This is a genomic window from Methylophaga sp. UBA678, from assembly GCF_002299105.1.
In the GTDB taxonomy this organism is placed as follows: domain Bacteria; phylum Pseudomonadota; class Gammaproteobacteria; order Nitrosococcales; family Methylophagaceae; genus Methylophaga; species Methylophaga marina.
Genome location: NZ_DBNG01000016.1, coordinates 14,265 through 38,109, shown reverse-complemented (window position 1 = coordinate 38,109; position 23,845 = coordinate 14,265). Strand labels below are relative to the sequence as shown.

21 protein-coding genes and 1 tRNA gene are annotated in these 23,845 nt (G+C 39.9%); all 22 read left to right on the top strand.

Annotated elements, in window-relative coordinates; translation table 11 throughout:
* Positions 1-91: 91 nt before the first annotated feature.
* Positions 92-168: transfer RNA gene (locus B3014_RS08995), tRNA-Arg, on the top strand.
* A gap of 849 nt (positions 169-1,017) precedes the next feature.
* Entirely contained in the window at positions 1,018-3,279 is a 2,262-nt protein-coding gene (locus B3014_RS08990) for a TonB-dependent receptor (RefSeq protein WP_289244012.1), read from the top strand.
* A 49-nt stretch (positions 3,280-3,328) separates the two neighbouring features.
* Positions 3,329-4,012, top strand: a complete 684-nt coding sequence (locus B3014_RS08985; protein WP_284722093.1) for a Fe2+-dependent dioxygenase — start codon at positions 3,329-3,331, stop codon at positions 4,010-4,012.
* 2 nt (positions 4,013-4,014) lie between these two features.
* Complete coding sequence (locus B3014_RS08980) at positions 4,015-5,121, top strand: alpha-hydroxy acid oxidase (protein WP_289244011.1); 1,107 nt, start codon at positions 4,015-4,017, stop codon at positions 5,119-5,121.
* 204 nt (positions 5,122-5,325) lie between these two features.
* Entirely contained in the window at positions 5,326-6,399 is a 1,074-nt protein-coding gene (gene rfbB, locus B3014_RS08975; protein WP_289244010.1) for a dTDP-glucose 4,6-dehydratase, read from the top strand.
* The gene (rfbA, locus tag B3014_RS08970) at positions 6,396-7,280 is read left to right on the top strand and encodes a glucose-1-phosphate thymidylyltransferase RfbA (RefSeq protein ID WP_289244009.1); all 885 of its coding nucleotides are present in this window, start codon (positions 6,396-6,398) and stop codon (positions 7,278-7,280) included. Before rfbB ends, rfbA begins: the two co-directional genes overlap by 4 nt.
* Positions 7,281-7,829, top strand: coding sequence for a dTDP-4-dehydrorhamnose 3,5-epimerase (gene rfbC, locus B3014_RS08965; protein ID WP_289244008.1), 549 nt, complete (start codon positions 7,281-7,283; stop codon positions 7,827-7,829).
* Complete coding sequence (gene rfbD / locus B3014_RS08960) at positions 7,829-8,707, top strand: dTDP-4-dehydrorhamnose reductase (protein WP_289244007.1); 879 nt, start codon at positions 7,829-7,831, stop codon at positions 8,705-8,707. The genes rfbC and rfbD overlap by 1 nt, the downstream gene beginning before the upstream one ends.
* An 80-nt stretch (positions 8,708-8,787) precedes the next feature.
* Positions 8,788-10,701, top strand: coding sequence for a polysaccharide biosynthesis protein (locus tag B3014_RS08955; RefSeq protein WP_289244006.1), 1,914 nt, complete (start codon positions 8,788-8,790; stop codon positions 10,699-10,701).
* A 72-nt stretch (positions 10,702-10,773) separates the two neighbouring features.
* Complete coding sequence (gene glmS / locus B3014_RS08950; protein ID WP_289244005.1) at positions 10,774-12,639, top strand: glutamine--fructose-6-phosphate transaminase (isomerizing); 1,866 nt, start codon at positions 10,774-10,776, stop codon at positions 12,637-12,639.
* A 4-nt stretch (positions 12,640-12,643) separates the two neighbouring features.
* Positions 12,644-13,813 carry a nucleotide sugar dehydrogenase gene (locus tag B3014_RS08945; RefSeq protein WP_289244004.1) on the top strand — a complete coding sequence of 390 codons (1,170 nt, stop codon included), beginning with the start codon at positions 12,644-12,646 and terminating at the stop codon, positions 13,811-13,813.
* A gap of 460 nt (positions 13,814-14,273) precedes the next feature.
* The gene (gmd, locus tag B3014_RS08940) at positions 14,274-15,392 is read left to right on the top strand and encodes a GDP-mannose 4,6-dehydratase (RefSeq protein WP_289244003.1); all 1,119 of its coding nucleotides are present in this window, start codon (positions 14,274-14,276) and stop codon (positions 15,390-15,392) included.
* Positions 15,393-15,394: 2 nt separating this feature from the next.
* Positions 15,395-16,357 carry a GDP-L-fucose synthase gene (fcl, locus tag B3014_RS08935; RefSeq protein WP_289244002.1) on the top strand — a complete coding sequence of 321 codons (963 nt, stop codon included), beginning with the start codon at positions 15,395-15,397 and terminating at the stop codon, positions 16,355-16,357.
* Between the two features lie 12 nt (positions 16,358-16,369).
* A complete protein-coding gene (locus B3014_RS08930) occupies positions 16,370-17,677 on the top strand; it encodes a flippase (RefSeq protein WP_349675876.1) in 1,308 nt (435 codons plus the stop codon).
* Complete coding sequence (locus B3014_RS08925; protein WP_007145937.1) at positions 17,674-18,354, top strand: hypothetical protein; 681 nt, start codon at positions 17,674-17,676, stop codon at positions 18,352-18,354. The genes B3014_RS08930 and B3014_RS08925 overlap by 4 nt, the downstream gene beginning before the upstream one ends.
* Before the next feature lie 100 nt (positions 18,355-18,454).
* Positions 18,455-19,051 carry an FkbM family methyltransferase gene (locus B3014_RS08920; protein ID WP_007145936.1) on the top strand — a complete coding sequence of 199 codons (597 nt, stop codon included), beginning with the start codon at positions 18,455-18,457 and terminating at the stop codon, positions 19,049-19,051.
* Positions 19,048-19,941, top strand: a complete 894-nt coding sequence (locus tag B3014_RS08915; RefSeq protein ID WP_040576275.1) for a glycosyltransferase — start codon at positions 19,048-19,050, stop codon at positions 19,939-19,941. The genes B3014_RS08920 and B3014_RS08915 overlap by 4 nt, the downstream gene beginning before the upstream one ends.
* Positions 19,938-20,735, top strand: coding sequence for a TIGR04325 family methyltransferase (locus tag B3014_RS08910; protein ID WP_349675875.1), 798 nt, complete (start codon positions 19,938-19,940; stop codon positions 20,733-20,735). Before B3014_RS08915 ends, B3014_RS08910 begins: the two co-directional genes overlap by 4 nt.
* Positions 20,728-21,456 carry a class I SAM-dependent methyltransferase gene (locus B3014_RS08905; RefSeq protein ID WP_007145933.1) on the top strand — a complete coding sequence of 243 codons (729 nt, stop codon included), beginning with the start codon at positions 20,728-20,730 and terminating at the stop codon, positions 21,454-21,456. The genes B3014_RS08910 and B3014_RS08905 overlap by 8 nt, the downstream gene beginning before the upstream one ends.
* A gap of 46 nt (positions 21,457-21,502) precedes the next feature.
* Complete coding sequence (locus tag B3014_RS08900; protein ID WP_289244001.1) at positions 21,503-22,399, top strand: glycosyl transferase; 897 nt, start codon at positions 21,503-21,505, stop codon at positions 22,397-22,399.
* A gap of 1 nt (position 22,400) precedes the next feature.
* Positions 22,401-22,760 carry a sugar 3,4-ketoisomerase gene (locus tag B3014_RS08895; RefSeq protein ID WP_286305406.1) on the top strand — a complete coding sequence of 120 codons (360 nt, stop codon included), beginning with the start codon at positions 22,401-22,403 and terminating at the stop codon, positions 22,758-22,760.
* Positions 22,760-23,842 (top strand): DegT/DnrJ/EryC1/StrS family aminotransferase, encoded by a 1,083-nt coding sequence (locus B3014_RS08890; RefSeq protein ID WP_289244000.1) that lies wholly within the window; start codon positions 22,760-22,762, stop codon positions 23,840-23,842. Before B3014_RS08895 ends, B3014_RS08890 begins: the two co-directional genes overlap by 1 nt.
* Positions 23,843-23,845 lie beyond the last annotated feature (3 nt).

Sequence of the window (23,845 nt, the reverse complement as noted above, 5' to 3'; positions counted from 1 at the left end):
CGCATCTGGTTTGGGACCAGAGGGTCGGGAGTTCGAATCTCTCTGCCCCGACCACTTCTTAACTTATGTCCTCGCTTAGCAAAAATCATATGCGCCCGTAGCTCATCTGGATAGAGCATCGGCCTTCTAAGCCGAGGGTAGCAGGTTCGAGTCCTGCCGGGCGTACCATATCTCAAGTCATTTCCAGCGATTTTATAATCTCATCACTTTCGCCATCGCCGATAGCCTAAGCTCTCATTCTTATTCAATTAATCATTGCTATTTACACATCTCTCTATCGTTTATGGTTTTAAACATTTCTCACTTAGATGTTTGAGTGAATCTCTTTACTTCTATTCCTTTGAGGACTCTGCTCTAGCCCTCATTCTCTCTACTGCATAATGAAAATCTGCAAAGCAAATAATATCATCTGCTGATATTTTGTACTGAATAGTCCTTATTAACACGATATTCCTTAGCCAAGATCTGGTTGTCTAAAAAAGTAAGTTATGAAATTAGCAGTATCTTTGCTTGTAACTCTAAAGGATAATCATTATTATTACCGCCTTCGATTTGTCGCGTGCGTCATTAAAGTGTACAAGTTTGCTAGTGGGAACACTGAAATTTAATTTAAATAGATTGATATGTCAGTGTTATGAAGGTAATGAGCCAGGCTGATTAATGGAGAAAAGTCAGTCATAGTGGTGCAGCTGAGCTCAATTCTGCTTATGTACCTTGTCAATGCAGTAAAAGTAGGCATTAATTTTCTGGCGTTACTGATTAGGTTGATAAAGTCCTAAGTATGAGTTTGAGCATCTCATCAATAGCGTTTTCTAGTTGGTCAGAAGCCACTTTTGATCTAAAACTAAGGCTTTGGTCTTCTGCCTTAAGCTTAAGTAACCTGTGCGCTAAGTTATAGTCCGACTCAATCTGCAATTACTAGACTTGATTCCCTGTCAGGGAAAGCGATGAATCATTTTCAATATTATATTGAATACTAATTGTTCGTATTTTAATTTATAGGGTGAAGGAATCTTAATGGCAAAAAAAGATACTAAAATTGGGCCTCGCAGCTACACTTCTCGAGCGAGTAGTCAAAAGTGGGTGATGACGACATTGGCTCTGGCATTATCATCGGCGATGACAACACCAGCCTTTGCTGAAGAGGTCGATCTCGATACTGTTGTTATCGAGGGAGACAAGTCTAGTGCAGAAAGTAATCCTTACGCAGAGCCTGATGCACCGTATAAAGCCAACCGTTTATCAGACAGCAAACGTACACGTGATATTGCTGAAACGCCACAAACCATGACTGTTTTGACGAAAGAGTCGATTATTGACTCAGGTAAGACAGAGTTAAAAGATATTCTGAGCGCACAGCCTGGCATTACATTGGGTACAGGTGAAGGCGGTAACTCTTTCGGTGATCGCTATATTATTCGTGGTTATGAAGCGCGTAATGATGTGTTCACCGACGGTTTGCGTGACCCAGGCCTCATCACCCGTGAAACTTTTGCGCTTGAGCAAGTTGAAATTACAAAAGGTCCTAGTTCGACATTTGCAGGGCGTGGGTCTACCGGTGGTGCCGTAAATAGTGTGACTAAAAAGGCGAGTCTGGATGATGACTTTACAACGCTATCGGGTGGCCTAGGTACAGATGAATATCAGCGCTATACCTTAGATACGAATAAAGTACTGAGTGATGATTTCGCAATTCGCTTTAATGCTTTATACAGTGAGGCAGATGTGCCTGATCGTGACCCAGCAGAAAAACGACGCCAAGGTGCTTTGTTGTCTGCAGTTTATCAGCCGACCGATGAACTTAGCCTGACAGCAGATTATTATCACTTTCGTGCCGATGATCGAACGGATCCGGGTGTTGCTCTGGATCGAGATACCAACAAAATACTTAAGTATGATTATGTTGGCCAGGACGGACTAGACTTCCAACATTCCAAGGCAGATATTTTTACATTTGGTTTTGATGTTGAGTTAACAGAGGGCCTGCGATTAGAAAATAAATCGCGTGTTGGTAAAACTGAAAACGAGTATATCGTGACTGCCTATAGTGCTCGCTCAGCAGGTACGCGATCATTCACCGGTTGGCAGGAAAATGATTACCTTGGCAACCAGACAAACTTAATTATCGATCAGAATCTTTGGGGCAAACGCCATACCATCGTTACAGGTATTGAATTTGCTAAAGAAGAAATGGATGCCGGGAATTATGATGTTAACCCATCCAGCGTAGCGGTTGACCCATATAACCCTAACAATAATGCTTGGTCGGGTATGGCTAGTAAAAGTGATGCCACTACTGAGTTAGAGTTGAAAACAGTATCTGCGTACTTAATGGACACCATTACACTCAATGATGATTGGGAAGTATTTGCGGGTGTGCGTTATGACTACTTTGACTATGATCTTTGGACAGCGGCTGGTCGCTCTCCGGAAATGGATCGTAGCTACAGTGATGGTTTCTGGAATGGACATGTTGGCGTCGTATTCTCACCATGGGAAAACGGTAACATTTACCTTAGCTGGAGTACTTCTTCCAATATCAATGGTGGTGAAGCTGATGCTGGCGGTAGCTGTGGTTATGGTGGTTTGTGTTCAGACTCTGATGGCAACTATAAGAGTGCCGATCCTGAGCAGTCTACTAATTGGGAGCTAGGCACTAAGTGGAATCTGTTTGATAATAATCTGCTATTAACGGCCGCTATTTTCCAAACCACGAAGGAAGATGTTATTGAAGGTGGTGTGGACTCCTACAATAGTGGTGGCACATTAAATACTGGTGAAAACCGTGTCCGAGGTATTGAGCTAGGGTTGTCCGGTAATATTACTGAAAGATTGAGTGGTCAGATGGGCTTTGCAATGATGCATTCTGATACATTGGATTCATACTTTGACGGTACGAAAGAGGTTACTGGCCGAGGTGGTTCAATCTCCTACCCTGATAATATCGGTAAACCAAAAGCTAACTTCGCGAAACGTAGCTTTAATGGTCAATTAAAATATCAGGCCACGCAAAAATTCGCCTTTGGTGGTGTGGTTACCTATTCCAGTGGCATGTTTGGCGGACAGCCAGATGCGGCAGCTAACACGGATATAAGTATTCCCGGATATATTGTTTATGATGCCTTTGCTTCTTATGAAATCAACGACAACATGACAGTCCGTGCCAATATTCTTAACTTGTTTGATAAGGATTACTACACCGCGTTATATCGAGGTGGCAGCATCGTCTATAAAGGTGATGCAAGAAGCGCCAATGTCAATCTGACCTATAAGTTCTGATCAGGTTATTATAACGGGCCATCGGGCCCGTTTTTTTGGAGCTAATGACATGCTAATGGTTATACCTGAGGTGTTCTCAAAAACTGATCTCAGCAAACTCAATGAACACTTAGCAAAAGGAGAATGGCTTGATGGTAAGATAACTGCTGGAGCGCAAGCCAGCGCTGTTAAACAGAATCAGCAGTTGGATGAAAGCTCAACACTCGCACATCACCTCGGCGATATTGTGTTGGATGCACTAGCTCAACAACCTCTATTTATGTCGGCTGCCTTGCCACTTAAAATCTTTCCTCCGATGTTTAATCGATACCAAGGTAAACAAACCTATGGTAACCATGTCGATAATGCCATCCGTTTTGTACCAGGCACACCAACGCGTGTGCGTAGCGATCTTTCTGCTACTTTATTTCTGAGTGAACCTGACGATTATAAAGGGGGGGAACTGGTTATTCAGGAGCAATTTGGTGAGCAGAACATAAAACTTAATGCAGGGGATCTTATTCTGTATCCTTCAAGTAGTCTGCATCAAGTTAAGCCTGTCATTGATGGCGAACGCCTTGCTTGCGTTATGTGGATGCAAAGTATGGTTCGTGACAATGAACAACGTCAGATCTTGTTTGATCTGGATCAGAGTATCCAATCATTAACGACACAACATGAGCACCAACATCAGGATATTATGCGTTTAACTAACATCTATCAAAACCTGTTAAGACAATGGGCTGAGACGTAAGTATGGAAAAATCGTTAAAGACGCCCCTAAACTCGATACCACAGGACTTAGTTTGTGCTGCTGACTATGCTCGCTATGCGAAACAACATTTAAGTCATGCTGTGTATGAATACGTTGTCGGTGGCGGAGCTGATGAAATCACTTTGAGACGTAATCGCCAGAAATTAGATGAGTATTTCATTCTACCTTCCGTGTTGAAGGATTGTACAAAAGGAGGAACGCATACCACCGTGCTTGGACAGGCTTTTCGTCACCCTTTGATGTTAGCCCCTGTCGCTTTTCAGCAGCTTGCTCATCCACAAGCTGAGTTAGCGACAGCAGAAGCTGCCAATCACTTAGAGACAGGCATGATGGTCAGTACACTAGCGACATGTTCTCTCGAAGATATTGCTGCAAGTACATCCCAAACGAAATGGTTTCAGCTCTATTTTCAGCAAGATAAAGAGTTTACGCTGAGTTTGGTCAGACGTGCAGAGCAGGCTGGCTATAGTGCCTTAGTTGTCACTGTTGATGCTCCTCTGCATGGTATCCGTAATCGTGCTCAGCGAGCCGGTTTTGTTTTACCTGAAGGCGTGGAGGCTGTGAATCTTAGAGATCGGCCTCCTTTGCCACGACAAAGCTTTGATCCCAGTCAGAGTGTTGTTTTTCAGGGCATGATGAGTGAAGCACCAGCTTGGGAGGATATTCGTTGGCTGCAAAAACAGACGACGCTTCCCATTATCTTGAAAGGCATTCTGTCCCCCATTGATGCCGTGCAAGCCCGAGAGTTGGGACTAGCTGGAGTAGTGGTGTCAAACCATGGTGGTCGCACGCTGGATTGCGTGCCATCATCCATTGAGATGTTGCCTGTCATAAGAGAAGCGGTGGGTACTGATTTTGTGGTTCTTTATGATGGTGCTGTAGAACGTGGTACGGATACTTTTAAAGCGCTGGCTTTGGGAGCTGATTTAGTTTGTCTCGGGCGGCCGCAATTTTACGCTTTGGCAGTAGCGGGGGCACTAGGCGTTGCCCATTTATTGAGGATTCTACGCGAAGAGCTAGAAGTGACGATGAGCTTGGCTGGTACCCCAACAATCGATAGTATTACTTCTCACTCACTTCAATATTAAACTGGCCTAAGCAAGTTCATACTGTAATAAGTAGTGACTAATAAACTATCGTTCTTAATGTAGATAGCTTTTACGTAGCTTTGCGTTAATTGAAATGATGTGTCGACATTCGTAAAAAAACATAGCTTCTGCGTTGCTTCCAGTTCTCACTAATGCTACTTTTAGCTGGCAAATATTCAATTCACTCAAATAGAAGAGCTATCTGTGTCAAGGAAAACACTTTTTGTTACCGGGGGGGCTGGATTTATTGGTTCAGCGTTGATTCGTCGTCTTATCGAAGTTAGTAATTACCACATTATCAATATTGATAAACTGACCTACGCAGGTAATCTGGAGTCACTTCTGCCTATTGCTGACAATCCGCGTTATCATTTTGAACAAGCCGATATCTGTGATGCGGAAAAAATGAATGCTTTGTTCAAGGAGTATGAGCCTACAGCCATCATGCATCTAGCGGCAGAATCACATGTTGATCGCTCGATAGACGGACCCGCTGATTTTGTGCAAACTAATTTAGTGGGTACCTACGTTTTATTAGAAGCGGCCAGACAGTACTGGAAAACGCTTGATAAAGACGCTGCGGCACAATTTCGCTTTCATCATATCTCCACCGATGAGGTATATGGTACTTTAGGGGAAACAGGCTTGTTCGAAGAGACAACGCCTTATCAACCAAATTCACCCTATTCAGCGACCAAAGCAGGAAGTGATCACCTAGTTCGTGCCTGGCATCACACCTATGGTCTACCCGTTGTCATGACTAATTGCTCTAATAATTACGGTCCCTATCAGTTTCCTGAAAAATTGATTCCACTGATTATCAATAATGCATTGGTGGGCAAACCCTTACCAGTCTATGGCAAAGGCGATAATATCCGTGATTGGTTGTATGTGGATGATCACGCTGATGCCTTACAGCTTGTTCTGGAACAAGGAAAGCTGGGCGAAAGCTATAATATTGGCGGCTTTAACGAACATACCAATCTTGATGTTGTGCATCGTGTTTGTGACATTCTGGATGAGTTATTACCCGAATCTGAACATTGTCCTCATCGAGATTTGATTACTTTTGTCACGGATCGCCCTGGTCATGATCAACGTTATGCGATTGACGCTACTAAAATCAATCGTGAATTAGGCTGGACGCCAAAAGAAACGTTTACTACTGGCCTACGTAAAACAGTGGAATGGTATATCGACAACCGTGAGTGGAATGAGCGTGTCATGGATGGTAGTTATCAACAAGAGCGCTTAGGGTTGGGAGAACAGGCATCATGAGTCAACGAAAAGGGATTATTCTTGCCGGTGGCAGTGGTACACGACTTCATCCCGTCACACAGTCTATTAGTAAACAGTTACTGCCTGTGTATGATAAACCGATGATTTATTATCCATTATCGACACTGATGCTGGCCGGCATGAGGGAAATCTGCATTATTTCAACCCCCCAAGATACACCACGACTCCAGCAACTATTAGGGGATGGAAGTCAATGGGGACTCGAGCTTAGCTATGTTGTTCAGGAAAAACCAGAGGGAATTGCTCAAGCATTTACCTTAACAAAATCGTTTATTGGTGACAGTAGCACGGCTTTAGTGCTGGGCGATAACGTTTATTATGGCCATGATTTAGCGGATTTAATGTCGGAAGCGGATGACAGACAAGAAGGGGCAACGGTGTTTGCCTATCCGGTGTTTGATCCAGAACGTTATGGTGTGGTCGAGTTTGATGATGCAGGAAAGGCATTAAGTATCGAAGAAAAACCGACAAAACCCAAATCCCGCTATGCTATCACTGGGCTGTATTTTTACGATAACCAGGTTGTCGATATTGCAGAAAGTCTAAAACCCTCAGCGCGTGGGGAGTATGAGATAACGGATGTGAACCAACACTATTTAGATAAGGGCGAGTTGCACGTGGAAGTCATGGGCCGAGGCATGGCTTGGCTGGACACAGGTACACATGATTCGTTACTTGAAGCATCACAATTTATTCAAACCATAGAAAAACGTCAGGGGTTGAAAGTGATGTGTCCTGAAGAAATTGCTTATCGACAAGGTTACATTGATGCTGATCAGCTTCTAGCATTAGCTAAACCATTAGTAAAAAGTGGCTATGGCGATTATCTGATGAACTTAATTCACGAAAAGATTTATTAAATGCAAGTTATTGAAACGACACTGCCGGATGTGAAAATTCTTAAACCCAGAGTCTTTGGTGATGAACGTGGGTTTTTTATGGAAAGCTTCAATAAAAAACAATTTGAAGCACTCACTGGCGTGGACACCGAATTTGTCCAAGACAATCACTCAAGATCTTCACAAAATGTTTTACGTGGTCTGCATTATCAAATCCAACATGCGCAAGGTAAATTAGTACGAGTGATTTCAGGCGAAGTGTATGATGTGGCTGTGGATATGAGAAAATCATCATCGACATTTGGTCAATGGGTAGGGGTTCATCTCAAAGCAGAAAATCATGATATGTTGTGGGTGCCGCCAGGCTTTGCCCATGGCTTTTTTGTATTAAGTGAATCTGCCGATTTTTTATATAAAACCACAGATTATTATGCGCCGGAACATGAACGCTGTTTGTTATGGAATGATCCCGCCTTGGATATCGATTGGCCTTTGTTAGATAAATCGCCATCTCTATCTGCGAAAGATCAGCAGGGAGCACATTTTAACGAAGCGGAATTCTACGATTAATGCGTATTTTAGTAACGGGAAAGTATGGTCAGGTAGGGCATGAGTTAATAAGAAGCCTGTCTTGTCTTGGTGATATTATTGCTACTGACAGTAAAACACTCGATCTAAGCAAGACAGAAGAGTTAGCTGAAAAAGTAGAAAAGTTGGCACCCGATTTAATTGTCAATGCGGCAGCCTATACAGCTGTTGATAAAGCTGAGACTGAACAAGAACTGGCATATAAGGTCAATGCTCTTGCCCCACAGATATTAGCTGAAGTCGCCAAAAATCGTGATATCCCGCTTATTCATTACTCAACCGATTATGTATTTAATGGCAGTGGTGATAAAGCCTGGACCGAAGATGCGGAAACTCAGCCACTCAATGTGTATGGCAGAACAAAGTTGGCAGGTGAATTGGCTATTAGTAATGCCTCAGATAAATATCTGATCTTCAGAACCAGTTGGGTCTATGGTGCAAGAGGGGCTAACTTCCTCAATACGATGAAAAGGTTAGCGATTGATAAAGTGCAGTTATCTATTGTTCACGACCAGGTCGGTACACCAACATGGGCTCGTCACATCGCTGATGTAACGGCGCAAGTCATCTCGCAAAGTCACCAACAAACAGACTTCTGGCAGAGCCATAGCGGTGTATACCATCTATCTGGTGCCGGTCGTGCCAGTTGGTTTGATTTTGCCCAGCAAATATTTAATTTAATGGCTGCACAAGGACACTCAGTGCCGAAGCTTCATCCTATCACTACGCGTGATTATCCAACGCCGGCAAATCGTCCAGCTAATTCTTTACTCGATAATACAAAGTTAAAACAACATTTTGACCTTGCTTTGCCAGACTGGCAAACCACACTGGAGTGGGTAATGAGCGGAGAAGAGTGATAATCTTCTGTCTTCTTGAAGTGTATTAGCCAAAACTTGCTGAGTGTATTACGTTGACATACCCATCAATTGTAAAAAAAATGGGCCTATGGTTTTTGAACAGACCTCGGCCAATAAAAAGAACGATCAGTGTCATACTGGATTTTTTAGCCATCCCATTCTCATTATGGTTAGCTTTTTCTTTACGCTTAGGTGAGTTTTATATTCCGCCGAACCAGCAGTTGTGGATCTTTGTTCTTGCCCCCGTTATTGCCATCCCTATTTTTATAAAGTCAGGTTTATATCGGGCGATTATTCGTTACATCGGCATGGATGCCATCTGGACCATTGCCAGGGCTGTATTGCTGTTTACCTTGATTTTTTCTGTCATCGTGTTGACCGCTGATAACTTGGCCGGGTTAGTGCCCAGAACGGTTTATGCCATTCAAGCAATCATCTTGATGTTGTTTGTAGGGGGGAGTCGCATGATGGCGAGATGGTTGATAGTGAAAAGCGATCATCATCTCTGGAAAGAGCTCAATGCCGTTCGTTATATTCCACCTGTCTTAATTTATGGGGCTGGGCGAGCTGGTGCACAAGCCGCGGCATTGATGAAATTAAGTAATCAGATGCGTCCCGTGGCGTTTATTGACGATAACGCAACATTATGGCGACAACAAATTAATGGCATGACGGTTTATGGTGTCGACCAGCTTGCCAAGCTGATTGAACGTTTCAAGGTCAGAGATATTTTGCTGGCGATGCCATCGGCGGGTCGTCGTCGTAGAAGTGAAATTTTGAAATTGTTGGAGCATTATCCTGTTCACGTCAGAACATTACCTGATTTGATGGATATTGCAGAAGGACGTCTGGAAGTTTCTGATATTCAGGAAGTGGATATCGCTGATTTATTAGGTCGTGAACCTGTCGCACCGATTAATAACTTGTTAAGCAAAAATATCACGGATAAAGCGGTGATGGTGACCGGTGCTGGTGGTTCTATTGGTTCAGAGCTTTGTCGGCAAATTATCCATTTATCGCCATCCTGTCTGGTTCTTTATGAAGCGAGCGAAATTAATCTTTATCAAATTGAGCGTGAACTGGCGTCATTAGCTTTAGATATTCCTGTTTACTCTATGCTGGGAACAGTGCTTAATCAGCAGCGTGTTGAGATGGTATGTCGGCGTTTTGGCGTGAATACTATTTATCATGCAGCGGCCTATAAACATGTGCCAATTGTCGAGAGAAATACCAATGAAGGTATCCGTAATAATGTGTTTGGCACACTGCATTGCGCGCAGGCTGCGATTGATGCCGAGGTGGAAACTTTTGTACTTATCTCAACCGATAAAGCTGTTCGTCCAACCAATACCATGGGGGCAACAAAGCGCTTTGCAGAGTTAGTGCTTCAGGCTTTTGCTGAATCAAAAACGTTGTATAACAAAACGCGCTTTACCATGGTCAGGTTTGGTAATGTCTTGGGGTCATCGGGATCTGTGGTGCCATTATTCAGAGATCAGATTGCCAAAGGTGGACCGGTAACGGTGACTGACCCTGAGATCATCCGCTATTTTATGACAATTCCTGAAGCTGCAGCCTTAGTTATCCAGGCTGGCGCCATGGGCAAAGGTGGTGATGTCTTTGTGCTTGATATGGGCGAACCGGTCAAGATTGTTGATTTAGCCAGACGCATGATCCATTTAAGTGGGTTCACCATACGTGACAACGATAACCCAAATGGTGATATTGAAATTGCCTATACTGGTCTCAGACCCGGTGAAAAGCTTTATGAAGAATTGCTCATCGGTGATAATGTATCGGCGACCGAACATGAGAAAATAATGCGGGCAGAAGAATGTGTGATTGAGTGGCCAGCTTTGGTCACAATCATTCGAGAACTGGAACTCGCTAACAAACATGATGACTGTCAAAAAGCACGAGCTATATTGCTAGACACGATTGATGGGTTTATTCCTCAATGTGAGTTAAGTGATTGGCTGGGGAACGATGTCTAGAAGTGCATTCTTTATATTGCCAGAGTCTCAGTTAAACTATACTGGTGCTGTATTTCAAGAGGATTTAATTTAGTGTGTGGAATAGTCGGCGGAATCGCTGAAAGGAATGTTAGCCCCATCTTGATGGAAGGGTTACGAAGACTGGAATATCGCGGTTATGATTCGTCTGGAATGGCGCTGCTTGATGATGTCAACGCACTGCATCGTGTTCGATCTTTGGGAAAAATACAACAACTTCAGGATAAAGTTGATCAATTAAATGCCCCGTTTACTGGTCGAATCGGTATTGCTCACACACGTTGGGCGACACACGGAATACCTTCTGAAAATAATGCTCATCCACACATTTGTAACAATCAAGTGGCGGTCGTACATAATGGTATTATTGAGAATTACCAATCATTAAAACATAAACAACTTGCACAAGGCTATCGCTTTACTTCTGAAACCGATACTGAAGTGGTTGCCCATGAAATTCATGCTGAACTGCAACAGGATAATGATCTTTTACAGGCGGTTTTGCGTTCTCTGAAAGTCTTTGATGGGGCATACGCTCTAGGCGTAATGGATAAGTCTCATCCTGATATGTTAGTGGCTGCAAGAAAGGGAAGTCCATTAGTTATAGGTATTGGGATTGGTGAACACTTCATTGCTTCGGACGTCTCGGCGTTGCTTCCCGTTACACAGAATTTTATTTTTCTAGAAGACGGTGATGTTGCCAAGTTAACCCGGGACAAAGTCGAAATTTATAGTGCGGCAACAGGTGAACTAGTTGAGCGTCCTGTTAAACAGTCAAGCCTGAATATTACGTCGGTTGAGCTAGGTGAGCATCGCCATTACATGCACAAAGAGATCTTTGAACAGCCCCAAGCCGTGATTGACACGTTAGAAGGCCGTATCACACAGGATCAAGTTCTGGTATCCAGTTTTGGTCCCAAAGCTGAGCAAATCTTTAAAACGGTTGAGCAAATTCACATCATCGCTTGTGGAACAAGTTATCACGCGGGTATGGTCACTAAATATTGGATGGAAGATATTATCGGTCTGCCATGTCAGGTTGAAGTGGCTAGTGAGTTCCGTTATCGCAATCCGGTGATTTTGAATAATACGTTATTTGTGATGATAAGCCAATCAGGTGAAACCGCTGATACATTGGCTGCACTGCATCAGATTAATCATTACAGAAAAGCTCATGAACTTGATGGCATTACTACATTGAGTATCTGTAATGTGGCTGAGAGCAGTCTGACACGTGATGCTGATATGACTTATCTGACGCATGCCGGGCCCGAAATTGGTGTGGCGTCAACCAAATCATTTACTACTCAGCTTGTTGTATTGGCTTTACTACTCACAAGCTTAGGTAAAGTCCAAAAAAGATTAAGTAAAGAGCGTGAATCCATGATCGCAGGTGGTTTGCAGAAACTACCTAATTTGATTCGTATGGCGCTGGAGCATGAAGAGGAAATCCGTGATATCTCCCAGTTATTCGCTGATAAACAACATGCTTTATTTCTAGGGCGTGGAACGATGTTCCCCATAGCTCTGGAAGGGGCTTTAAAGTTAAAAGAAATCAGTTATATTCATGCAGAGGCCTATCCTGCAGGTGAACTGAAGCATGGTCCTTTGGCTTTAATCGATGAAACCATGCCAGTTATTGCTATCGCTCCACTTGATGATTTATTGGAAAAGTTGAAATCCAATTTACAGGAAGTCAAAGCTCGAGGCGGGCAGATGATTGTGTTTGAAGATGAACGCAGCGATATCAGTTCAGAGACCAGTTTCAAAGTCGTGAAAGCCACGACCAATGTGGGTCGAATTACCGCACCTATTACTTACAATATCTTATTGCAGTTATTGTGTTACCACGTTGCCTTAATCAAAGGCACTGATGTGGATCAACCGAGAAATTTAGCGAAATCCGTTACAGTTGAGTAAAAATATGAAAATAGCAATCGCAGGGACAGGGTATGTTGGCCTTTCACTGGCCGTCTTATTAGCTCAAAAGCATCAAGTCGTGGCTTTAGATATTATTGAGGAGAAGGTAAACCTGCTCAATAACAAAAAATCGCCAATCGTTGATGCTGAAATTGAAGATTTTTTACAAAATAAAACACTAGATTTTCGGGCAACACTGGATAAATCCGATGCCTATAACAATGCTGACTATGTCGTTATTGCCACACCAACCGATTACGACCCAGATACCAACTATTTCAATACAAAGTCTGTAGAAGCCGTTATTCAGGATGTAAAAAGCATTAACCCTAGTGCGGTAATGATTATTAAATCTACTGTACCAGTTGGGTATACTGCAGAAATCAAGCAACGTTTTGGTGTTGATAATATTTTCTTCTCACCAGAGTTTTTAAGAGAAGGGAAAGCGCTTTACGATAATCTCTATCCTTCACGTATCGTCGTTGGGGAGAAAAGTGAGAGAGCTGAAACCTTTGCTCGGTTACTTGTTGAAGGCTCGTTAAAACCAGATGTTCCCGTTTTGGTGACTGACAGCACCGAAGCCGAAGCCATTAAATTATTCTCGAATACTTACCTTGCTATGCGGGTGGCGTACTTTAATGAGCTTGATAGTTACGCAGAAGCACACGGTTTGGATTCACGTCAGATTATCGAAGGTGTCGGATTAGATCCACGTATTGGAAGTCACTATAACAATCCTTCTTTTGGCTATGGCGGTTATTGTTTGCCAAAAGACACTAAGCAATTATTGGCCAATTACGAAGATGTGCCTAATAACATCATCAAAGCGATTGTTGATGCCAATACTACAAGAAAAGACTTTATTGCTAACTCAATCATTAACAAAAATCCTAAAGTTGTCGGCATTTACCGATTAGTGATGAAATCCGGTTCTGATAATTTTAGGGCCTCAGCTATTCAAGGTGTGATGAAACGTATTAAAGCCAAGGGTATCGAGGTTATCGTTTATGAGCCAGTACTTGAGGATGCTGAGTTTTTCAGATCAAAAGTCGTGAATGATCTCAATCAGTTTAAATCTCAGGCGGACGTAATTTTAGCTAATCGCGTCACTGAAGATATCATAGATGTGAAAGATAAAATTTATACCCGAGATTTATTTGGTGGTGATGCTTAGAATGAGAAACTCATCACTGAGTTAATATTTCACTGGTCATAAAATATTCAATGGCATGGATGCCAATACGAAATATCTGAGTAGACTGCCATGGATGGCGGGGAAATTTTATTTCTGGCATCTGTGCCACCCAGATAAGCCGATCTAAACGCGTAGCTATTGGGATGTGTCTGCACTTTCTTTTAAAATTCTCTATCACTTCATATCTAAGTTCATCTTCTCCTATTCATGAAACTTATAACGAGTTTCGCAAAAGAATACTAATGTCATGTATCTCTATGGCGGGGTAAGTTTAATTTTAAGTTTAAACAGCTTATAACTATTTATTTTCTATAAAAATATAAAAGTAAATATTGATTGTTCAGAGGTAATATCAATACTAGTTCTGAATGATAAAGTCATTCCGTTTATACTTAGTCGTTATTTTTAATAAGTTTCAGAAGAATAATCAGGATAGTCAATGAGTAAAGTCGCATTAATCACTGGCATTACAGGGCAAGATGGATCTTATTTAGCCGAGTTTTTACTGGAAAAAGGCTACATCGTTCACGGTATTAAACGACGTGCGTCAAGTTTTAACACGCAACGCGTCGATCATATCTATCAAGATCCTCATGTCGATAATAAAAACTTTATATTGCACTACGGCGATTTAACGGACTCATCTAACTTGACTCGTATCCTTCAACAAGTCAAACCAGATGAAGTATATAACTTAGGGGCTCAGTCTCATGTCGCTGTCTCGTTCGAATCGCCTGAGTATACTGCTGATGTCGATGCTATGGGGACGCTTAGACTCTTAGAAGCTATCCGATTGTTAGGTCTTGAAAAGAAAACACGCTTTTATCAAGCTTCTACTTCTGAACTTTATGGTTTAGTGCAAGAAATTCCTCAGAAAGAAACAACGCCTTTCTATCCTAGATCCCCTTATGCTGTTGCTAAACTCTATGCTTACTGGATCACTGTCAACTACCGCGAGTCTTATGGCATCTATGCTTGTAATGGTATTTTGTTTAATCACGAATCTCCCCGCCGTGGTGAAACCTTTGTCACCCGTAAAATTACCCGTGGTTTAGCGAATATTGCTCAGGGGCTCGAAAAGAAACTGTATATGGGCAATATGGATGCATTACGTGACTGGGGGCATGCAAAAGATTATGTGCGTATGCAATGGATGATGTTGCAACAAGAGCAGCCAGAGGATTTTGTGATAGCGACCGGTGTGCAATATTCTGTCCGTCAATTCATACAGTGGGCAGCCAAAGAATTGGGTATCACTCTAAAATTTGAAGGTGAAGGTGTTTCAGAAAAAGGTATTGTTGTCTCTATAGAAGGTGACGATGCCCCTGCTCTTAGTATTGGAGACGTCATTGTTGAGATCGATGAACGTTATTTCCGACCTGCAGAGGTGGAAACTTTACTAGGTGACCCTGCAAAGGCTAAAAAAGAACTGGGTTGGGAACCTGAAATTACCGTGCAAGAAATGTGTGCTGAAATGGTAGCTGAAGACCTCAACATAGCTAAACGACATGCCTTATTAAAGTTGCATGGTCATGAAATTCCCGTGAGTGTTGAATAGTTATGAGCTTGAATATTTTTGTTGCCGGTCACAATGGTATGGTCGGATCGGCGATCATTCGTCAGTTAGAAAAAGACAAAAACAATCGCATTATCACTGCAGAACGTCGTGATTTAGATTTAACCAATCAGCAAGCAGTTAATCATTTTTTTCAATCTCATCAGATTGATCAGGTCTATCTCGCTGCTGCAAAAGTGGGAGGGATTCATGCCAATAATGAATACCCTGCCGAGTTTATCTATCAAAATCTGATGATTGAAGCCAACATTATCCATGCTGCTCATCAGAATGATATTCAAAAGTTACTGTTTTTAGGCTCATCATGCATTTATCCCAAAAATGCGGAACAGCCGATGAAGGAAGAAGCTCTACTGACTGGAATTCTTGAGAGCACTAACGAACCATATGCTATTGCAAAAATTGCCGGTATTAAACTATGTGAAAGCTATAACCGACAATATGGGCGAGACTACCGTAGTGTGATGCCGACCAATCTTTATGGAGAGAATGATAATTTCCATCCAGAAAATTCACATGTTATCCCCGCATTAATCCGTCGTTTTCATGAAGCAAAAGTCAACGGTGACAAGCAAGTTATTGCCTGGGGCAGTGGTAAACCAATGCGTGAATTTTTACATGTTGATGATATGGCTGAAGCATCAGTATTTGTTATGAATTTGGATATCAGTAAGTATCAACGGCACATTCATCCAATGCTTTCACATATAAATGTCGGAACAGGAGTTGACTGTACTATTCGGGAGTTGGTTGAGACGGTTGCGGAAGTCATAGGGTATCAAGGCGAGATTGTCTTTGATGTTACAAAACCTGATGGAACTATGCGAAAACTGATGGATGTCACAACCATTAACTCTCTTGGTTGGAAAGCAGGTATTTCGTTAGTTGGTGGACTTGTTCGTACATACAGCTGGTTTACAGAAAATTTAAATAACTCAAGAACGTAGTGACATCTTCAAGTGATAGATAAGCTGAAAGTGTTTACTAACCACCGAGGACTTAGGCGTTATTTAGAAAACACGACATGGTTAATGGCTGAAAGGCTATTAAGAGTTGTGATAGGTTTGTTTGTTGGGATTTGGGTTGCGAGATATTTAGGTCCTGCACAATTCGGTTTGTACAACTACGCACAAAGTTTTGTTTTTTTGTTCAGTGTTATTTCAACTTTAGGCTTGGATGGAGTTGTTGTACGTGAATTGGTAAATGATGATACTAAGAGGAACATTTTATTAGGAACTGCATTTGGCTTAAAACTAATCGGTGCAATTTTAATTTTCCCTATCTTGGCTGGCGTACTCATTTTTATTGAACATGATTTATATACAAAAATCATAATTTTCATAATAGCGGGCTCACTAATATTCCAAAGTTTTAATGTAATTGATTATTACTATCAATCAAAAGTTCAGTCAAAATATGTAGCAATTGCAAACTCTATAAGCTTAGGGGTATCAAGCTTGACTAAAGTTGTGCTTATTTTAAATAACGCTCCATTGATTTCATTTGTATGGGTAATTGTCTTTGATACCGCGGTTCTTTGTTTGGGTTTATTGGTGAGCTACCGCTATGTCAGTGAGTTAAATCCAAGAGAGTGGTATTTTGATAGAGTAATGGCGAAAAGTCTTATAAAAAGCTCTCTACCATTAGCTTTCTCTGGTTTAGTTGCTTCTATTTATATGAAAATAGATCAGGTAATGATTAAAAACATAATGGGCGACGAGGCTGTTGGAGTCTATGCGGCGGCAGTTCGACTGAGTGAAGCTTTTTATTTTATTCCAATGATTATTGCAAATTCTCTATTTCCTGCAGTTCTCAATGCGAAGAAAGTTAGTCTAGATTTATACTACACACGACTACAGAGGTTATACACATTTATTGTCTGGAGTGCCGTTATAATCTCGGCCTTTATGACTTATACAAGTGACTGGTTGATAACCATTTTGTTTGGAGAAGAGTACATGGCTGCGACGGATGTACTAAAAATACACATTTGGGCGAGTATTTTTGTTTATTTAGGTGTGGTCAGTGGTAGTTGGTATCTTTCTGAAAATTTACAAAGCTTAGCTTTCTTAAGAACATTTTATGGGATGTTAATCAACATTATACTTAATTTCTCACTGGTTCCCGTATATGGAATAGGGGGAGCAGCCTTTGCAACTCTGATCAGTTATGCCGTGGCTGGTTTTTTCTTCGACTTTTTTACAAAAAAAACTCGTGTGACGTTTTACATGAAGTTAAAAGCATTCTTTTTTAAGGTTAATTTATGATAATAAAATTGTTTAAATGGATTTTGCCTGATGCTCTTAAGAAGCAGCTAACCAACTTTCGGATACTTGCTTCTGAATACGGCCAGTTCAAAACAATCAAAAATTGGGATTGTGTGGATTCCACTGATGAAAAAATCCCATGGTACACATATCCGTCAATTGAGTATCTTAGAAATTTAGACTTTTCAGGTAAAGAAATATTAGAGTTTGGTAGCGGTAACTCCTCGTCTTTTTGGGCTTCAAGAGCGAGACAAGTTACATCTATTGAACATGATGAAGAATGGTATCTGAAGACAAAGAAAAAAATTATGGGCAACCAAAAAATAATATACAGAAATAAAGAAACATACACAGACATACCGTCAGGAAGTTATGATGTAGTCATTATTGATGGGATTGAACGTGAAGCATGTGCAAAAAAGATTAGTTCTTTTTTAAATAAAGAAACAAATCAAGGGGTGATGGTAATTTTAGATAACTCCGATTGGTATAAGAATACAGCAAAATATTTGAGGGACGAAATGAACTTTATAGAAATAGATTTTCATGGGTTCGGTCCAATAAATAACTATACATGGACGACTTCTATCTTTTTATCACGAGACTTTAATTTCCAACCAGTAGCCAATGTCCAGCCTGTTTTCTCTATGTCAGCAAGTATACAGCATGCAGATTAAGATTCTGAAGAAGTTCACCCTTGATTGTCTGATTAACTTTTTTTCCAAAATATGGTACGGGTACTATTCAACTCTTTCCTTCTCACAAGAAGGAGAAGATATGATCTTGCGTCGTATTTTTGATGGCAAAAAAAAGGGGGTTTATGTGGATGTAGGTGCACATCACCCTAAAAGGTTTTCAAATACTTATTCTTTATATAGAGAATTCGGGTGGAGTGGTATCAATATTGAGCCGAACCCAGATTTGTTTAATTTATTTAATAGTTTAAGAAGAAGAGATATCAACTTAAATATTGGTATTTCATGTCAATCAAAAAAACTGGATTATTATATGTTTGATGAGCCAGCCTTAAATACATTTGATGTTAATGTTTTGAATGACAGATTATCACAAACACGATACAAACATATTAAAACAATAAGTGTTGAGGTTGAGCCTTTATCAGATATATTTGATAAATACCTTAATGGGCAGCGAATAGATTTTTTATCGATAGATGTCGAAGGTTTTGATTTAGATGTGCTTAAGTCGAATGATTGGGAAAAATATCGCCCAAGCTGGGTATTAACTGAGCAACTCAATTTAAGCAATATCGAAAGCTTAGATTTTGAGATACATGAATATATGAAGTCTATCAATTATGTTTTGTTTGCAAAAACATTTAATACTTTGTTTTACAAAGAGGCTAGGAAGTGACCTTAGCACCGATAGTTCTATTTGTGTATAACCGTCCGTGGCATACTCAGCAAACAATTGAAGCACTTCAAAAAAATAGTCTTGCTACAGATAGTGAGCTTTTTATATATAGTGATGCTCCAAAAAATGATGGCGCAATACCTCTAGTCAAGGCTGTAAGAGAATATATAAAATCAATCAAAGGATTTAAAAACGTATCGATCATAGAGCGTCGAACTAACTATGGCTTGGCGAGTTCAATAATTGATGGTGTTACGAGAATTACTAATGAGTTTGGAAAGGTAATCGTTCTAGAGGATGATCTTGTAACCAGTCCACATTTTCTTAACTACATGAATGATGGGTTGTCATTGTATGAAAATGATGAGAATGTAGCTTCCATACATGGATATATCTATCCAATCGATAAACTTCCAGAGACTTTTTTTATTAAAGGTGCTGATTGCTGGGGCTGGGCTACATGGAAACGAGCCTGGAATATTTTTGAGCCAGATGGAAAAGTTTTGTTGGAAAAGTTAACGTCTAGTGGACTGCAAAACGAGGCTGATTTCAATGGTAGTTATCAATATACGAAAATGCTTGAAGACCAAATTGAGGGCAAAAATAATTCTTGGGCTATAAGATGGTACATGTCAACTTTTCTAGAAAATATGTTAACTCTATATCCAGGAAAATCATACGTTCAAAACATTGGTAATGATGGCAGTGGTACGCACTGTTCACATAGTGACTTTTTCTCTCAGGAGATTGGGCATCATTACAAAAAACTAACCAGAATAAAACTACATGAAAACACAATCGCGAAACAAAAAATGCAGTGTTTTTTTAAATCAACATCACTTAACCTTCTTAGAAGACTATTAAAAAAACTCAAACGAGTACTGAATTGAAAAGCTTGTTAAAGTCACTGATACCACCGATTTTTTTTACTTTCCTGAATAAGTTCACAGGTCGAAAATATGGTTGGAAAGGAAATTATTCTTCTTGGGAGGAGGTATGTTGTCATTCGACAGGATACGATCAAGATGACATTTTGAATAAAGTTAAAGAGTCAGCTCTGAAAGTTAAAAGTGGTGAAGCCGCATATGAGCGAGATAGTGTAGTTTTTGATGAAGTATGTTACTCATGGCCATTATTAAGTGGAATATTACTTTCTTCTGTGAGTTCAGGTTCTATCCGAGTGCTTGATTTCGGTGGTGGGTTAGGTAGTAGTTATTATCAAAATAAAAAGTTCCTTGAACTGTTTGATAAAGTTTCATGGAATATCATTGAGCAACCTAATTTTGTAAACACTGGCAAGCAATACTTTTCCGATGACTGCCTTAGATTTTATCCTGATTTAGACAGTTGTCTTGATGAACAGCAACCCAATGTATTATTGCTATCTAGCGTCATGCAATATATTGAAAAGCCATATGAATTAATGGAGCAATTATTGAAAAGAAGGTTTGAATATATTGTCGTAGACAGAACCCCATTTTCTCATGATGATAAAGATCAGTTAAAGCTTCAAGTTGTCTCTCCGGTAATTTACAGTGCTAGCTACCCATGTTGGTTTTTTAGTGAGACTTCATTTGTCGAACACTATCTTAAAAATGGATATAAATTGATAGAGTCTTTCACTAGTTTAGAAGGTAATAGTCGTGATTGTATGTTTAAAGGAATGATCTTCAAACGTGATTAATCAACTTAAGGCTTTATATATTAAGGAACAGTTCAACCCTGGTTTAATCGGTTTATTTATTAATCCGTTTTATTTTGCAAGAAAAGGTCTCTTTAATAGTGTAGCGAATAAGGTCGTTCACCTGGATGGCAAATTATTAGATATTGGCTGTGGTACAAAACCATATCGGTCGCTCTGTGAAGTTGAGCAGTATATTGGCTTAGAAATTGATGATGAAGGAAACAGGAATCATCAGTTTGCTGATTCATTCTATGATGGTAAAACTATTCCTTTCGGAAATAACTATTTTGATAGTATCTTGACTAATCAAGTTTTTGAGCACGTCTTTAATCCTGATGAGTTTCTAAAGGAAATAAATCGCGTCACAAAAATTAATGGACTATTGCTATTGACGGTTCCTTTTGTTTGGGATGAGCATGAACAACCGTATGATTATGCTAGATATTCTTCTTTTGGTTTGAAGCATATTCTTAAAAAGAATGGTTTTGAGATTATCGAAGCTCAAAAGACAAATAATGGTATTGAGGTTATTTTCCAACTTTTAAGTGCTTATTTATATAAAGTAACAAATACGTCCAATTTGTGGATAAACTTATTCCTTAATATCTTCTTGATTGCTCCAGTCAATCTCATAGGACTTATCCTAGGTAAAATATTGCCTAAAAATAACGATTTATACCTAGACAATGTTGTCTTAGCAAAGAAAACCCAAAATGTATAACTACTGCACTCTTTTCGATAGTAATTACTTAACTCGTGGCTTAGCGATGTATGAATCCTTAAAGCTACAAACAACAGCATTTCATCTATATATTTTTGCATTCGATAATAAAGCTTATAAGCTGCTAACAAAACTTAATCTCGAATTTGTCACTGTCATCTCTCTCGAACAGTTCGAAGATGAGAAGCTTTTAGCTATTAAGCATACACGTGGAGCAGGAGAATATTGCTGGACATGCACACCTTCGACAATTAAATATTGTATTGAAACATTTAAGCTGGATGAATGCACCTACCTCGATGCCGATTTGTATTTTTTTGGCGACCCAGCAATCTTAATTGAAGAAATGGGCGATAAGTCTATTTTGCTCACAGAACATCGTTATACTCCTGCGTATGATCAAAGCAGTACCAGTGGCATATATTGTGTACAGTTTATGACTTTCAAAAATACTTATGATGGTATGAAAGCATTGAATTGGTGGCGTGAGGCATGTATTGATTGGTGTTTCGCTCATTTTGAAGATGATAAGTTTGGCGATCAAAAATATCTAGATGATTGGACTGACCGGTTTGAGGGGGTGCATGTACTCCAGCATTTAGGTGGGGGAGTAGCTCCTTGGAATGTTCAGCAATACGACTTATCTAGCTCTCGATTTGAATTAATTTTTTACCATTTCCATAACTTCAAATTTATTACTAAAGACAAAGTCGAATTAGGTCTTTATTTTTTAAATAAAAAAAATATATATCTTCTCTATAAACCCTATGTGATTCACTTACAGCAAATAAGCCAGATGATTCAGTCTCTTGATAGCTCTAGTTGCTATAGTGGTATTTCAGGAAAGAAACCTTTTCATTGGAAAGATCCGATTAGAGTTCTAAAAAGAAAAATGAAGAGAATATATAACGTCTATGATACCGATTTTATAACAAAGGAATAGAATGGCATATTTGATTGATTTACCAACGTTTGGTGATGAAAGAGGCAAACTGACAATCATAGAAAAGGTGCTTCCTTTCGAAATTAAACGGTTTTATTATGTTTATGATGTCAGAGGGAAAAGAGGTGGACATCGACATCACAAGACGGTCCAGGCTTTAGTTTCACTTGGCGGAAGTTGTGAAATATATATTAATAATGGCATTGAAGAACAAACGTTCATTTTAGATGAATCTGATAAGTGTTTGATTGTTGAACCTGAGGATTGGCACACGATGGATAACTTTACTCCAGGTTCCACATTATTAGTATTCGCCTCAGAGTATTACGATGTGAATGACTATATTGATGAGCCATATTAATGATCGAATATGAAAATCTAAGAAAGGTGAATGAGAAATTATTTGGAGATTACAAAGAAAGTTTTCAGAATTTTCTCGATAGTGGCTGGTACATATTAGGTGAAAATGTCTCTTTATTCGAAGATGCATTTGCCGACTATTGTCGTTCTGAATACTGTGTTGGTCTAGCATCAGGTTTAGACGCACTTATTCTTGCTATTGATGCCTTTGACTTCCCTGAAGGCAGTGAGATTATTGTTCCTTCAAATACATATATTGCGACGATTCTTTCTATTGTTCGTAATGGGTTTAAACCTGTTTTAGTTGAACCAGATATTAATACCTATAATATCGACCCGGCTAAAATAGAAGAGAATATTACTGATAAAACCAGAGCAATACTTGTCGTGCATTTATATGGTAAAGCCTGTGATATGGATTCAATATCTGCTTTATCAACAAAATATGATTTAAAAATCATTGAAGACTGTGCGCAGGCGCATGGGGCAACTTATAAAGCCCAAAAAGTTGGAAGTTTTGGGGTTGGTTGCTTTAGTTTTTATCCGACTAAAAATCTTGGTGCATTAGGTGATGCCGGTGCTATCACATGTTCCGACAAAGACTATCAAGAACGTATTCAAGCCCTGAGAAATTATGGTAGTCAGAAAAAGTACTACAACGATATTATTGGCTATAACTCCAGGCTAGATGAAATTCAAGCAGCATTTCTGTCTATAAAATTAAATGTCTTGGACGATATCAACAATCATAAACGTTCTTTAGCAAAACTTTATTTGGAACACTTAAATGACAAGTTCATCAAACCTGTTGTTGATGAAGATTATTTCGATGTTTATCACATTTTTAATGTTAGAACTGATCGGCGTGATGAGTTAAAAGAATATCTATTGAAGAACAACATCAAAACTGAAGTTCATTATCCTGTTCCTCCTATTAAACAAAAAGCGATGAAGAATGTTCTGCATGGGAACTATCCAATAAGTGACAAAATCCATCAAACAACGCTAAGTTTACCTATCTCATACTTTCATTCTGAAGATGATGTTTATCAAGTGATCGATATTATGAATAGATGGTGCTGATAA